This window comes from Gaetbulibacter saemankumensis DSM 17032, from assembly GCF_000425645.1.
Taxonomy (GTDB): Bacteria; Bacteroidota; Bacteroidia; order Flavobacteriales; family Flavobacteriaceae; genus Gaetbulibacter; species Gaetbulibacter saemankumensis.
The window spans coordinates 340,820-353,702 of the sequence record NZ_AUDV01000006.1 but is presented as its reverse complement, the minus strand read 5'-3'; the positions used below and the strand labels follow the sequence as shown (position 1 = coordinate 353,702).

Annotated in this window: 15 protein-coding genes and 1 tRNA gene; 7 read left to right on the top strand and 9 right to left on the bottom strand. The window is 34.7% G+C overall.

Annotated features, from left to right (window positions below; all coding sequences use genetic code 11):
- Genes H611_RS0103945 through nqrF form a run of 3 tightly spaced genes read left to right on the top strand, consistent with a single transcriptional unit; the run spans position 1 to position 2,729 of the window.
- The gene (locus tag H611_RS0103945; protein WP_027137125.1) at positions 1–648 is read left to right on the top strand and encodes an NADH:ubiquinone reductase (Na(+)-transporting) subunit D; all 648 of its coding nucleotides are present in this window, start codon (positions 1–3) and stop codon (positions 646–648) included.
- Between the two features lie 52 nt (positions 649–700).
- Positions 701–1,417, top strand: a complete 717-nt coding sequence (nqrE, locus tag H611_RS0103940; protein WP_027137124.1) for an NADH:ubiquinone reductase (Na(+)-transporting) subunit E — start codon at positions 701–703, stop codon at positions 1,415–1,417.
- Position 1,418: 1 nt separating this feature from the next.
- The gene (nqrF, locus tag H611_RS0103935) at positions 1,419–2,729 is read left to right on the top strand and encodes an NADH:ubiquinone reductase (Na(+)-transporting) subunit F (protein ID WP_027137123.1); all 1,311 of its coding nucleotides are present in this window, start codon (positions 1,419–1,421) and stop codon (positions 2,727–2,729) included.
- Positions 2,730–2,795: 66 nt separating this feature from the next.
- Here nqrF and H611_RS0103925 read toward each other — a convergent pair whose 3' ends face one another.
- On the bottom strand, positions 2,796–3,251 hold the full coding sequence (locus tag H611_RS0103925; RefSeq protein WP_027137122.1) for a hypothetical protein: 456 nt from the start codon (positions 3,249–3,251) through the stop codon (positions 2,796–2,798).
- Between the two features lie 61 nt (positions 3,252–3,312).
- Positions 3,313–4,752 (bottom strand): SLC13 family permease, encoded by a 1,440-nt coding sequence (locus H611_RS0103920; RefSeq protein ID WP_027137121.1) that lies wholly within the window; start codon positions 4,750–4,752, stop codon positions 3,313–3,315.
- A 101-nt stretch (positions 4,753–4,853) separates the two neighbouring features.
- On the opposite strand from H611_RS0103920, the gene H611_RS0103915 reads away from it, so the two are divergent.
- Positions 4,854–5,231 (top strand): hypothetical protein, encoded by a 378-nt coding sequence (locus tag H611_RS0103915; RefSeq protein WP_027137120.1) that lies wholly within the window; start codon positions 4,854–4,856, stop codon positions 5,229–5,231.
- On the top strand, positions 5,232–6,206 hold the full coding sequence (locus H611_RS0103910) for an FAD:protein FMN transferase (RefSeq protein WP_027137119.1): 975 nt from the start codon (positions 5,232–5,234) through the stop codon (positions 6,204–6,206).
- Here H611_RS0103910 and H611_RS0103905 read toward each other — a convergent pair.
- The 5 genes from H611_RS0103905 to gpmI all read right to left on the bottom strand — a co-directional run bounded on the left by H611_RS0103905 (position 6,203) and on the right by gpmI (position 10,625).
- A complete protein-coding gene (locus H611_RS0103905; RefSeq protein WP_027137118.1) occupies positions 6,203–6,970 on the bottom strand; it encodes a class I SAM-dependent methyltransferase in 768 nt (255 codons plus the stop codon). The genes H611_RS0103910 and H611_RS0103905 overlap by 4 nt on opposite strands.
- 5 nt (positions 6,971–6,975) lie before the next feature.
- Positions 6,976–7,758 (bottom strand): DUF3050 domain-containing protein, encoded by a 783-nt coding sequence (locus H611_RS0103900; protein ID WP_027137117.1) that lies wholly within the window; start codon positions 7,756–7,758, stop codon positions 6,976–6,978.
- Between the two features lie 6 nt (positions 7,759–7,764).
- Complete coding sequence (map, locus tag H611_RS0103895) at positions 7,765–8,583, bottom strand: type I methionyl aminopeptidase (RefSeq protein WP_027137116.1); 819 nt, start codon at positions 8,581–8,583, stop codon at positions 7,765–7,767.
- Positions 8,584–8,651: 68 nt separating this feature from the next.
- Positions 8,652–9,056: a BT0820 family HAD-type phosphatase gene (locus H611_RS0103890; RefSeq protein WP_027137115.1), complete on the bottom strand. Its 405-nt coding sequence runs from the start codon at positions 9,054–9,056 to the stop codon at positions 8,652–8,654.
- A 51-nt stretch (positions 9,057–9,107) separates the two neighbouring features.
- Positions 9,108–10,625, bottom strand: coding sequence for a 2,3-bisphosphoglycerate-independent phosphoglycerate mutase (gpmI, locus tag H611_RS0103885; protein ID WP_027137114.1), 1,518 nt, complete (start codon positions 10,623–10,625; stop codon positions 9,108–9,110).
- A gap of 247 nt (positions 10,626–10,872) precedes the next feature.
- Between gpmI and H611_RS0103880 the strand changes: the two genes are divergently transcribed.
- Positions 10,873–11,262, top strand: a complete 390-nt coding sequence (locus H611_RS0103880) for an ankyrin repeat domain-containing protein (RefSeq protein ID WP_027137113.1) — start codon at positions 10,873–10,875, stop codon at positions 11,260–11,262.
- 70 nt (positions 11,263–11,332) lie between these two features.
- Here H611_RS0103880 and H611_RS0103875 read toward each other — a convergent pair whose 3' ends face one another.
- Positions 11,333–11,785: a GNAT family N-acetyltransferase gene (locus H611_RS0103875; RefSeq protein ID WP_027137112.1), complete on the bottom strand. Its 453-nt coding sequence runs from the start codon at positions 11,783–11,785 to the stop codon at positions 11,333–11,335.
- A 285-nt stretch (positions 11,786–12,070) separates the two neighbouring features.
- Between H611_RS0103875 and H611_RS0103870 the strand changes: the two genes are divergently transcribed.
- Positions 12,071–12,143 (top strand) — tRNA-Gly (locus H611_RS0103870).
- Positions 12,144–12,174: 31 nt separating this feature from the next.
- Here H611_RS0103870 and pepE read toward each other — a convergent pair.
- The gene (gene pepE / locus H611_RS0103865) at positions 12,175–12,882 is read right to left on the bottom strand and encodes a dipeptidase PepE (protein WP_051238711.1); all 708 of its coding nucleotides are present in this window, start codon (positions 12,880–12,882) and stop codon (positions 12,175–12,177) included.
- Position 12,883 lies beyond the last annotated feature (1 nt).

Here is a 12,883-nt window from a genome sequence, read left to right as displayed (position 1 = left end):
ATGGGACTTTTATCAAAAAAAGACGCAAAGTTAATTACAGACCCATTAGCAGATAATAATCCAATTACGATTCAAGTATTGGGTATATGTTCTGCATTGGCAATTACAGCAGAGTTAAAAGCTTCTATTGTAATGGCTATTTCGGTAACGTTTGTATTAGGATTAGGTAACGTAGTAATTTCATTATTACGTAACATTATCCCTTCAAAAATTAGAATTATAGTGCAATTAACAGTTGTTGCTGCGCTTGTAATCATTGTGGACCAAGTATTAAAAGCATTTGCTTACGAGTTGAGTAAAACACTTTCTGTATTCGTAGGGTTAATTATTACAAACTGTATCATTATGGGGCGTTTTGAGGCATTTGCCTTAGGAAATGGACCATGGAAATCTTTCTTAGATGGTATTGGTAACTCTTTAGGATACGGTATTATACTTATTATTGTTGGTTTCTTTAGAGAGTTATTAGGTTCTGGAACTTTATTAGGTTTTAAAGTACTTGGTGACCCTATCGAGAAAACAGGAATATATGCTATAGGCTATGAGAATAATGGTTTTATGTTATTATCGCCAATGGCGTTAATTGTTGTAGGTATCATTATTTGGGTACAACGTACAAAAAATAAAGCATTAGTAGAAGATCATTAATAAATGACTTGTTATCCTGAACGCGATTCAGGATTTCATTAAAATATAGACTATGGAACATTTAGAATTATTTTTAAAATCAATATTTATAGATAACATGGTATTTGCCACGTTCTTAGGAATGTGTTCTTACCTTGCTGTATCTAAAAAGGTTAGTACCGCTGTTGGTCTTGGAGCTGCAGTAATATTTGTATTAGCTATTACGGTACCATTAAACTGGTTGTTAGATCAATATTTATTACAACCGGGAGCTTTAAAATGGTTAGGAGCAGAATATGCAGATTACGATTTAAGTTTCTTATCGTTCATCATGTTCATTGCAACTATTGCAACCATGGTACAGTTAGTAGAAATTGTGGTTGAAAAGTTTTCACCATCATTATACAACTCACTTGGTATTTTCTTACCACTTATTGCGGTAAACTGTGCAATTCTTGGGGGATCATTATTCATGCAATCTCGTGAAATTCCTTCAATCGGATTGGCAGCTACGTATGGTGTAGGATCTGGTATTGGATGGTTCTTGGCTATTCTTGCCATTGCTGCTATTCGTGAGAAAATAAGATATTCAAACGTACCACCTGCCTTAAGAGGATTGGGTATTACATTTATTATTACAGGTTTAATGGCTATCGGTTTTATGAGTTTTGGTGGGATGTTAACCGGAGGTGATGATGAAGGTGCAAAAGAAGAAAAAACAGCGCAAGTAAAATCTGTAGAGGATGAAAAAGACGCTGAGTTAGCTAACAACATAAAAGTAAATGAGTAATATGATTTTAGCCGCAGGAACCTTAGGGACCATAGTAACAACAGTAATCGCTTTCTTAATTATTACGCTTTTACTGGTAACTTTACTATTAGTTGTAAAACAAAAATTATCACCATCTGGACCGGTAAAAATTACCATCAATGGTGAAAAGGAAATTGAAGTAGCTTCTGGAGGTAGTTTGTTATCTACTTTGGGTAATTCAAAAATATTTTTACCATCTGCATGTGGTGGAGGAGGAACATGTATTCAATGTGAATGTCATGTAAATTCTGGAGGAGGAGAAGCTTTACCAACTGAGACACCTCACTTTACGCGTAAAGAGTTACAACATGGTGCACGTTTGGCATGTCAGGTAAAAGTGAAGCAGGATATGGATATCACTATTCCTGAAGAAGTATTTGGTATTAAGAAGTGGGAAGCAGAAGTAGTTCGTAACTACAACGTGGCTTCATTCATTAAAGAGTTTGTAGTACGTATCCCGGAAGATATGAACTATAAAGCTGGGGGATATATTCAGATTGAAATCCCTGAGTGTGAAGTGAAGTATTCTGATATAGATATTACGGCACACCCTGAAGAACATGAAACACCGGACAAGTTCCAAGCTGAATGGGATAAGTTCGGATTATGGGACTTAGTCATGAAAAACGACGAAACTGTTGAAAGAGCTTATTCTATGGCTTCATATCCAGCGGAAGGGCGTGATATTATGTTAAATGTTCGTATAGCTACGCCACCATGGGACAGAGCTAAAAATGGTTGGATGGATGTAAACCCTGGTATTGCTTCATCATATATATTTTCAAGAAAACAAGGTGATAAAGTAACTATTTCAGGACCTTATGGTGAGTTCTTTATCAACGAGTCCGAAGCAGAAATGTTATACGTAGGTGGTGGTGCAGGTATGGCACCAATGCGTTCTCACTTATATCACTTATTCAAGACATTAAAAACAGGTCGTACAGTGACTTATTGGTATGGTGGACGTTCTAAGCGTGAGTTGTTCTATTTAGATCACTTTAAGCAATTGGAAGATAGTTTCCCTAACTTTAAGTTCTTCTTAGCACTTTCAGAACCGTTACCAGAAGATAACTGGAAAGTGAAAAAAGATATTAATGATACTGAAGGTGATGGTTTTGTTGGGTTTATTCATAACGTAGTTATCGATAATTACCTAAGCCATCATGAATCTCCAGAGGACATAGAACTATATTTCTGTGGACCACCGTTAATGAATAAAGCGGTGCAAAAAATGGGAGAAGACTTTGGTTTAGCTGATGAAAACATCCGATTTGATGATTTCGGAGGATAATCAAAATCCATATAAATTAAAAGCCGATGCAAATGCATCGGCTTTTTTATTTCTCGAATCAGTAGTTTAATTAGAAGCTAATAGTAAGTGGTGTTGCTTTATTTCATAATTAAATAGCTTTGTGCAATCCATGATATTTTCTATTGAATCCAATTGACATAATAAACTAACTACAGATTCCAGTCCTTTAAACAAGGTGTCTTTAGAGGTTGCATTAATTGGTTTCTTATTTTTATAATGCAACGGTAATTTGTATCCACAGGCTTTTAAAAACGTAGCTTCAATTAGTAGGAGTTCCGAAGGTAAATAGCCATTAAAACGTTTTCCAAAGTTTTCATTTACCAGACCAATATAATTCAGGTGTAAGCTGCCATGTTCATCTGAAAGGTGTTTCCAATAATCTCGCTGATCTAATATATTTCCCACGGCACATTGCTTGCAGCATTCCGGTATTAACGTATTGTTATGAAAGGCATTATAGAGTTTATTAATAGCCCTGTCGAATCGTTTTGAAGTTTTCATAGGGTGCAATTTTCTTTCTAAGTTATTGAAAAAAAATGACTTATCATAAAACTAACGCGTATCAAAATACAATTGGTAAGAAAAATTTAAACATGAGTATTAACAGAACAATGGAGATGATATTAAGGATAATCCCCACTTTTGCCATTTGATGGACTTTAATATAACCGCTAGCAAAAACAATGGCGTTTGGTGGTGTTGCCATTGGAAGCATAAACGCGCAGCTACTAGCAATGGTAACAGGGATTAATAAATATAAAATGGGAATGTTAAGCCCCAAAGCAATACCGGCAACTACAGGAGCTAGGACCGCTGTTAAAGCTACGTTGCTCATAAGCTCAGTCATAAAAAGCATTAAAGTTATGAGTAACGAAGCCGTTAGTAGTATACTTATGTTACTATTTGAAATGGTATGGGCTACGACGTCTACAATACCACTAACCGACATGCCTTTTGCCAATGCCAAACCACCTCCAAAAAGAATTAATATCCCCCAGGCTAATTTTTGAGTATCATTCCATTGTAATATAAAATCACCTTTTTTAAGACTGAATGGGATAGTAAAATAGGCTAGGGCTCCAAAAATACTAATCATTGTATCTGATAGTGCCAAAGTGGGTATTAAGGAATTAATGATTGTTCTAAAAATCCAGAGGAATACCACAACACAGAATATCCATAAGACATGTTTTTCTTTCGCTGTGGTTTTTCCAAGATTTTTTAATTCTGTATCTATGAAGTCTTCAGATGCAGAAAAGATAAGTCCATGACTGGGGTATAAAAATTTTGTAAGTACGAAATAGATAATAAAAATGAGTACACCTGATATGGGAACACCTATTAACATCCATTTTACAAATGAAATCTGAATATCATATTCGTTTTCTAGTAATCCTATTAAGATGGAGTTGGGAGGGGTTCCAATTACAGTAGCGATACCACCTGCATTTGCAGAGAAAGCAATACCAAGCATCACACTAACCGCGAAATTTTTATCTTTTTTTGTGAAGCCGTCGGCATCATTGGTAAGGAGTTTAATTACAGATAATGCAATGGGAAGCATCATCACAGTAGTAGCAGTATTACTTATCCACATGCTCATAAAGCCAGTAGCCAGCATAAACCCTAGAATAACTTTATTGGGAGTCGTCCCCGTGTATTTAATTATATTTAGGGCAATACGTTTATGCAGGTTTACTTTTTCGAGAGCCAAAGCCAAGACAAAACCTCCAAAAAATAAAAATACAATTGGACTACCGTAGTTGGCTCCGACGTCGGCCATAGACATAATTTTAAAGAGTGGTAATAGCAATAAAGGGAGCAATGCGGTTACGGAAATGGATACGGCTTCTGTAACCCACCAGATTATCATCCATGCCGCTATGGCTATAACCGTAGTAGCTTCTGAAGAAATAATTTCAGGAGTTAAAAATTTAATTATTATAAAGAATAATGGTCCAAAAAGAAGTCCTATTTTTTTAGAAAAGGGATGCTGTACCATAAAGTTTATCTAGAAAGTTGAAGAGTTGTTATTAACTGTTTGACTAAAATTAAACATTTTTAAATTTAGCCTAAGCGAAATATAAGTTTTATTTTTGTAATATGAGTCAACCCCTTACAGAACAAGAGTTACATAATCTGGCAATGAATCATGTTGGTAAAGATTTAGAACGCCGAGGCTTTGAATTTATAGCCGTTAATAGTCAGTTAAAGAAACATCCGCAATTTGTATGTATAGATAAAAATAGTCAGTACTATTTTGTAATTGTAAGGGCTGTTATTCTTCCTGATAATCCAAATAATTATGATGTTATCTGGATGGAATCTTTTAAAAAGCATGCCCGAGAAAAGGATGCCAAAGTACTTTATGCAGGAGTTGGTATTGGCAATGTGAATGGGCAGAATTTACCTATTTATTTAAATGAAGAATATTTATTTGAATATAATGGGATTCAAGTTGTAGAAACTAATCTTAATTAGATGAAACAACTTATTACATTTGCTTTCTTAGGGTGTTTACTGTCCTGTAAACCAGAAGTGAAAAACACCAAGCTTTACGGACCTGTTTTTGGTACTAGTTATTCGGTTATATATGATTCTGAAGTTGATTATCAGAAGCAATTGGATAGCCTGTTTTATGTAATAAATAAATCGATGTCAACTTATCAAACGAATTCTGATATTTCTAAAATTAATAGGAATGAAGTGAGTACGATTGATAATCATTTTATAAAAGTATTCGAGATTTCTAAAGAAATTTATGAGAATACACAAGGCGTTTTCGATCCAACTATTGGAGCTTTAGTTAATGCCTGGGACTTTGGTCCGGAAGGGAATATTAGAAATTTAGATAGTCTTAAAATAGATAGTTTGATGTTGTCTGTTGGATTTGATAAAGTAAAGCGGGTAGGGTATCACATAGAAAAACCACAAGGAACTTTTATAGATTTTAACGCTATTGCGAAAGGTTATGGTGTCGATGTGGTAGCTGATTTTTTAGAAAGTCAGCGTGTTACTAATTATTTAGTAGAAATTGGAGGTGAAATAAGATTAAGTGGTGTGAATACTGAAAAACAACAACCTTGGAAGGTGGGTGTTGAGATGCCACATTTCGATGGTACTCAGTCTATTTTAAAGGCCATAACACTTAGTGATGAAGCTATGGCAACCTCAGGAACCTACCGTAAATTTAAAGTGGACGATCAAGGTAATCGCTATGCTCATATCATTGATACAAAAACGGGATATCCCAGTAAGACAAATGTATTGAGTGTGTCTGTAATAACTTCTAATTGTGCTTCGGCCGATGCTTATGCTACGGCTTTTCAGGCTATGGGTATTGAAAAGGTTAAAGTGTTTTTGGAAAAACATCCTGAAATTAAAGCATTTTTTATATTTGAAAATGATAAAGGGGTATTTGAAACTTTGGCATTGAACGGGTTTCCTGAAGTTTAATTTTTGTATACCACAGGTATAATTTCACCTTTGGCTAAGCAATAGGTTTCAATATCTTGATTTGAAAAGCGGGACGTGTAATCTACAGGTTCAACTTTAAAACCGATATCTCGAAGTTTATCAAAATAATCACGACCATAAACACGCACGTGATCGTATTGACCAAAGATTTTAGCTCGTTCTTTTTTGTCAGTAATACTGTTATCTTCAAATGTTACACCCCTGTTTAAATCCTGTGGAATTTGAAAGATACCCCAGCCTCCAGGTTTCATAACACGTAATAATTCTTGCATAGCCTTAGTGTCGTCGGGAATGTGTTCTAAAACATGATTACATAATATCACATCGAAGGCATTATCTTCAAAGGGAAGGTTGCAAATATCTGCTTTCACATCAGCAATAGGCGATAGCAGGTCCGTAGTTGTGTAATTTAGGTTTTTAAGTTGCTTAAATCGCTTTAAAAAGGCCTGCTCAGGAGCGAAATGAAGGACTTTAAGGTTTTTGGTAAAAAAATCTGTTTCATTTTTTAAATACAGCCAAAGCAATCTGTGGCGCTCTAAACTTAATGTAGAGGGAGAAAGTGCATTGCTACGTTGTGTACCATACCCATAAGGTAAAAACATTTTAAAGCTTTTGCCATCAATGGGGTCTGTGTAAGTTTTGCCTTTTAAAATTAATGCTAATACTGGACGTACCCAATAACTCAGTCTGATAAGTAGCGGACGCGGAACAATATTTAGTATGAATTTAAAAAGCTTTTTCACAGGATTTAAGCTTCAATAAGCTTTCTTTCGGAAATTAATGTCGCAATATTATCCCAAAGTGCAATGCGGCGGGTTAGTGAAAGCTTGGCAATTTCGAGTGCTTCGTTCCATTTTGTTTCATCTTCACCGCATAATTCCTCTATCATTTTAAGAGATAATGGTCCGTGTTCGTCACCGTCAAGTTCTATATGTCGTTGTAAATAATAGGTTAATTTGCTATACGACTGATTCTTAGTTTCCGACTGATTTATAATCTGAAAAAACATATCAGGAATGACATCTTCACGACCAAAAGTAAAGGATGAAGCAATTAAATGTGGCTTATTGGTGTTAATTACATTAAAGGTAAATTGAATAAAAGCACGTGTTTCGTTTTGTAAACTACTTTTTGTAGCTGCTATGTTTATAGAATCACCTGTTTTAATAGCATCTATAAAATTTTCAATCTGTGCTGTGCTGGCTTCAATTTGCAGCATAGCATCCAAATACATTTCATAATGACTTTTAGGATCTCCTAGTTCGTTAATATCACTTTCCTCACCAAGAACAATTTCATTAATAAAACGTCCTATTGCCGGATTGGCCATAGGTACCCAGGGGAGTGTTGTAGTAGTTAACTGATTTTGCAGTGCTTTTAATAAGGACATAAAATCCCAAACAGCAAAAACGTGCTGTTCCATAAAGATTTTTACATCTTCAATAGATTGTAAGGCACTGTATAATTTATGATTATTTAGTTGAGTTCTTAAGGGCTCAAGCTCCTTTTCAATGGTTTTTATATATTCCATAAAATATTATAGAACTAAAGCTTTTTGTCTAAATTCGTCTTCTTCATTACTTTCAATACCTAGGGCTTCGTAGATGTATGCGAAGGTTGATAATAATTCGGGTTTACCATCCACAATCGCAACATCGTGTTCAAAATGTGCACTAGGTTTGTTGTCTAAGGTGGTAATCGTCCACCCGTCACTATGCTGTTTAATGCGATGAGTTCCCATATTAATCATCGGTTCGATGGCCACGACCATGCCTTCAACAAATTTTTTGCCTCTTCCACGTTTACCGTAATTAGGCATTTCTGGATCTTCATGCATTTTAGCTCCTAAACCATGTCCTACTAATTCACGAACTACACCATAGCCATGGTCTTCACAATATTTTTGAATAGCATACCCTACATCTCCAACGCGATTATTTATTTTAAATTCACGAATACCGATATATAAACTTTCTTTTGTTACCTGCAGTAACTTTTCGGTTTCAGGATCGATTTCTCCAACCGGAAAAGTATAAGCATGATCCCCGTAAAAACCATTTTTTAAGGCACCACAATCAATCGATATGATATCACCTTCTTTAAGAGGGGAATTGTTGGGAATACCATGAACCACCTGTGTATTTGGGCTCATGCATAAAGTGTTAGGGAAATCGTATAGTCCTAAGAACCCTGGAATAGCTCCATGATCTCTAATACATTCTTCAGCAATTTTATCAAGATCTAAGGTGCTAACACCTGGTTTTATAGCTTTAGCAACCTCGCCTAATGTTTTCGATACGATTAATGCACTTTCACGCATTAATTCGATTTCTTCTCTCGTTTTGGTAATTATCATATCTCAAAAAATATGTGCAAAGATACTTATTTTCGTGGGATTGCTTTCCAGTTAAGTTTATAAAAGACTTATTTGAAAAATTTAAAAATTCCTTTTTTAGGTGATTTCATTTCGGGAGTCGAATTGGTAACCATTTGGTAGATTTCTCCCCAGCCAGGAAAGCCGCCAACATTGCGATCATCAATAAATAGATCGGCATGAATTTTTCGGCTTACAGTATTTGAAAATGCTTCTTCGGGAAAACTTTTATTGACCGCATAGAAAGTAATGCCGTTAGTTTCACAAAATTTAACAGCATCTTCTAGCTTAGAACCAGTACGGTAGGTCCATAAAATAAGCCGATGACCTTTGTTTTGAAGTAACTTTAAAGTTTCAAAAGCAAAAATTATCGGCTTTCCTATTTTCGGGTAAGCATCTTCAACAATAGTGCCGTCAAAATCGACAGCAATTATAAGTTGTTCACTAAAATTCATTCAAATTATCGACTTGAGTTTGATACAAAAGTACAATAATTAAAATGGATTTTAAATGAGTGCGTGTTGTGTCATGGCTTCAGGTTGTTCTACATTTAATAGTTTTAATATAGTAGGAGCCATATCACCTAAAATACCATCCTTAATCGATTTTAATTCATGGTCTATTAAAATTACCGGTACAGGATTAGTAGTATGTGCCGTGTTTGGTGTTCCATCAGGGTTAATCATGGTTTCACAATTTCCGTGATCGGCAATTAATAGCGTCGTATAACCATGGTCTAAAGCTGTTGTTATTACATCTTTTACGCATTCGTCGACAGCCTCACAAGCTTTAATGGCAGCTTCCATAACGCCTGTATGTCCTACCATGTCGCCGTTTGCAAAGTTTAAACATACAAAATCTACGTCTTCTTTTTCTAATTCAGGCACAAGAGCATCACGCAATTCGTAAGCACTCATTTCGGGCTTTAAATCATAGGTAGCTACTTTAGGTGAGTTCCTTAAAATACGGGTTTCACCTTCAAATGGCTCTTCGCGACCACCTGAGAAGAAAAATGTCACGTGAGGGTATTTTTCTGTTTCGGCAATGCGAATTTGTTTTTTGCCGTTCTTTTCTAAAACTTCACCTAAAGTATCTGTTAGGTTGTCTTTATTGAAAATAACGTTTATGTTTTCAAAAGTATCATCGTAATTAGTTAAAGTTACGTAGTGTAAATTTAACTTGTGCATATTTTGTTCGTGGAAATCTTTTTGAGATAAAGCTTCTGTTAATTCACGACCGCGATCGGTTCTAAAGTTAAAGAAGATAACCACATCTCCATCTTTAATTTTCGCTATAGGTTCACCAGATTTATCTGTCATTATAATAGGCTTGATAAATTCATCGGTAACGTCATTGTTGTAACTTTTTTGAACAGTATCAGTTACATTAGTTGAAGTTTCTCCAATACCATTTACCATAGCATCATAAGCCAGTTTTATGCGTTCCCATCGTTTATCGCGATCCATCGCGTAATAACGACCAGTAACAGTAGCAAGTTTTGCATTGGTTTTTTCTAAATGAGATTCTAATTCAGTTAAAAAGCCATAACCAGATTTAGGGTCTACATCACGACCATCTGTAAAAGCGTGTACGTAGGTATTTGTTAACCCAAAATCTTTAGCAGCATCTAACAATCCAAATAAATGGTTTATATGTGAATGTACGCCACCATCACTTAATAAACCTAAAAAGTGAACATCTTTGTTATTGGTTTTTGCATAATTAAAAGCATCAACCAATACTTGTTCTTCGTTAAGTGTTTTATTCTTAACCGCGAGATTAACTTTTACTAAATCCTGATAAACTATTCGTCCAGCACCAAGGTTCATGTGTCCTACTTCACTGTTCCCCATTTGTCCTTCAGGTAATCCTACATGAAGACCGTCGGTTCTTAGGGTTGCATAAGGGTATTTTTTATAAAGAGAATCAATAAATGGCGTGTTAGCATGGTCGATAGCAGATACTTTTGGGTCAGGTGAATTTCCCCATCCATCAAGTATCATTAAGATAACTTTTTTGTTCATTATTATTTAATTTTTAACTAGGTAAAGATACTGAAGTTTGTTAAAAAAAGGCCTATTCATTTGCAGGAAAGTCTACGAATTATGAGGTTTTTAACGAATTTGTAATTTGATGTGAAATTGTTGATTCTCAATCAATAAAGTGTTAAAAAACTGTTATTTATAATTTTTTTGTGTAACAATTTCAAAAAATAGTCGTCACTTTAATACATCAAAAAACGAAACATTAATCAAATTAAAATCTTTCATCATGAAAAAATCAATCATTATTACAGCAATCGCATTATCCTTTTCTTTAGTAACAGTTAATGCCACTTCAAAAACTTCAAATTTTAGTAATTATAAGGCAGAAGTGGCTCTTAAAGTTAACTCTTTTTGCGTGTCTATCGCGAAAGGTGATTTAGAAACAGTTAAAAAGTTATTAGCAAGAGGCGAGGATGTCAATCAAAAATCAAATGGCATGACACCTGCTATGTATGCAGCCAAATTTAATCGTACTGAAATTCTAAAGTTATTGATAGAACAAGGTGCGAAATTAAAAACCAGATCAGAGAAAGGACATACAGCTTTAGAATACGCTAAAATGCACGGAGCTACTGATGCAGCCAAAATCTTGGAAGTTGCAATGGAGAAAAAATAATTGATAAATAATTATATTATAATTATTTCGTTAGTCACTCAAAAGCCTTTGTAAAAAGGCTTTTGTCGTTTTATATGTTTTTAAACATGACATAATGCGTACCGATACCTTTTATGTTAAATGGGTTTCCAATTATTTTAAAGCCATTTTTTATATAAAATTTAAGAGCTATTTCTCTGGCGTTGCACCAAATAGTGTTTACATTTTGTTTTTTCAATAATTGTTCACCATGTGCAATTAACATATTTCCTAAACCTTGGCGTTGGTAAGATTCTAATACGGCCATTCCCCTAAGTTGATATTGTTTTTCAGAACTTAGTAAATCTTGGGGTTTATTTAAAAAAGTAACCACACCTACCAAAATATCGGAATGATAAATCCCTAAATGAATCGTGTCTTTTAAATCATCACCATCAAAAATGCAGGTTTTTAGGGGTTTTCTTGGTCGCAGAATAGGGCCTCGTATAAGATGTGTGGTATTGGAATCTATTTGTTTTATTAAAAATGAATTCAATAACTGCATAATGTATTTTTAATTGAATTTAAAAATAGCGTAAAATTTAGGTTGATTCAATATGTAAGACACAAAATCTAAAAGTTGCACTACAAAAATTTTGGAATAAATTAAATCATTAAAAAGAATAGAAATTTAAATCAATCAATGAAAATGTCTATCTGAGTAATTATCAGATGTATAAGTTTTATTTTGATTAAGGCTTTAAAATTTTGAATTTCATTTTATAAAAAAGTTGTGATTTTCCTTGTTTGATAACTATCTGTTTTTATATATTTGCCCTCGCAAAGAAAGGCGGGAGTAGCTCAGTTGGTAGAGCGTCAGCCTTCCAAGCTGAATGTCGCCGGTTCGAACCCGGTCTCCCGCTCAAAAGCTTCATCAATTTGATGAAGCTTTTTTTATTTTAAGTGATTTAGTTCTGTGCCAGGTTCAATTTCATAAGGCGATTTGTTGTATTCAAATATCCTAGCATTCAAAGTTCCCTTTAAAATAATGGAATTGTCATTCACATGGAGCCAGCTACCTTCGCGTAAGCCTACTACAGGCTGGGTATTATAATGATGAAATTCCTTAATTCGGGTTTCGCGAGTTTCACCCATGTGTGTACTTCCAGAAACGGGGTCGAGATAATGCGGATTAATGTTAAACGGGACCAATCCCAGAGCATTAAAACTTGGAGGATAAACGATAGGCATATCGTTAGTTGTTTTTATGGTTAAGCCGCAAATATTACTTCCGGCACTGGTGCCTAAATAGGGCGTGCCATTTTTTATAGTGGTTTGCAGGGCTTCAATTAAATTGTTTTTATATAATTGGTTGGTTAATACAAAGGTATTTCCTCCGCCCGTAAAAATGGCTTGCGCTTTTGTAACGGCTTCACTAGGGTTACTGTATTCATGAATGCCTACGACCGATTTGTTTATCTTACTGAAGGCTTTTTTAACGACTTCTGTATAGTTATTATGTGAAATACCGCCCGGTCTGGCGTAAGGGATGAATAAAATGGTAGATGCTTTTTCAAAAAACACAGCAAGATCTTCTAATAAATATTCGAGATAATCACTACCGTAGATAGTAGATGTACTTGCAATCATTATATTTTTCATA

What these genes read in the sequence shown, in the direction of transcription:
- H611_RS0103925 (WP_027137122.1), bottom strand. Translation starts at nt 3,251, where the DNA reads ATGAAAACTTCAAAACGATTCGACAGGGCTATTAATAAACTCTATAAT.
- H611_RS0103920 (WP_027137121.1), bottom strand. Translation starts at nt 4,752, where the DNA reads ATGGTACAGCATCCCTTTTCTAAAAAAATAGGACTTCTTTTTGGACCA.
- nqrE (WP_027137124.1), top strand. Translation starts at nt 701, where the DNA reads ATGGAACATTTAGAATTATTTTTAAAATCAATATTTATAGATAACATG.
- H611_RS0103915 (WP_027137120.1), top strand. Translation starts at nt 4,854, where the DNA reads ATGAGTCAACCCCTTACAGAACAAGAGTTACATAATCTGGCAATGAAT.
- pepE (WP_051238711.1), bottom strand. Translation starts at nt 12,882, where the DNA reads ATGAAAAATATAATGATTGCAAGTACATCTACTATCTACGGTAGTGAT.
- gpmI (WP_027137114.1), bottom strand. Translation starts at nt 10,625, where the DNA reads ATGAACAAAAAAGTTATCTTAATGATACTTGATGGATGGGGAAATTCA.
- H611_RS0103945 (WP_027137125.1), top strand. Translation starts at nt 1, where the DNA reads ATGGGACTTTTATCAAAAAAAGACGCAAAGTTAATTACAGACCCATTA.
- H611_RS0103880 (WP_027137113.1), top strand. Translation starts at nt 10,873, where the DNA reads ATGAAAAAATCAATCATTATTACAGCAATCGCATTATCCTTTTCTTTA.
- H611_RS0103875 (WP_027137112.1), bottom strand. Translation starts at nt 11,785, where the DNA reads ATGCAGTTATTGAATTCATTTTTAATAAAACAAATAGATTCCAATACC.
- H611_RS0103910 (WP_027137119.1), top strand. Translation starts at nt 5,232, where the DNA reads ATGAAACAACTTATTACATTTGCTTTCTTAGGGTGTTTACTGTCCTGT.
- map (WP_027137116.1), bottom strand. Translation starts at nt 8,583, where the DNA reads ATGATAATTACCAAAACGAGAGAAGAAATCGAATTAATGCGTGAAAGT.
- H611_RS0103890 (WP_027137115.1), bottom strand. Translation starts at nt 9,056, where the DNA reads ATGAATTTTAGTGAACAACTTATAATTGCTGTCGATTTTGACGGCACT.
- nqrF (WP_027137123.1), top strand. Translation starts at nt 1,419, where the DNA reads ATGATTTTAGCCGCAGGAACCTTAGGGACCATAGTAACAACAGTAATC.
- H611_RS0103900 (WP_027137117.1), bottom strand. Translation starts at nt 7,758, where the DNA reads ATGGAATATATAAAAACCATTGAAAAGGAGCTTGAGCCCTTAAGAACT.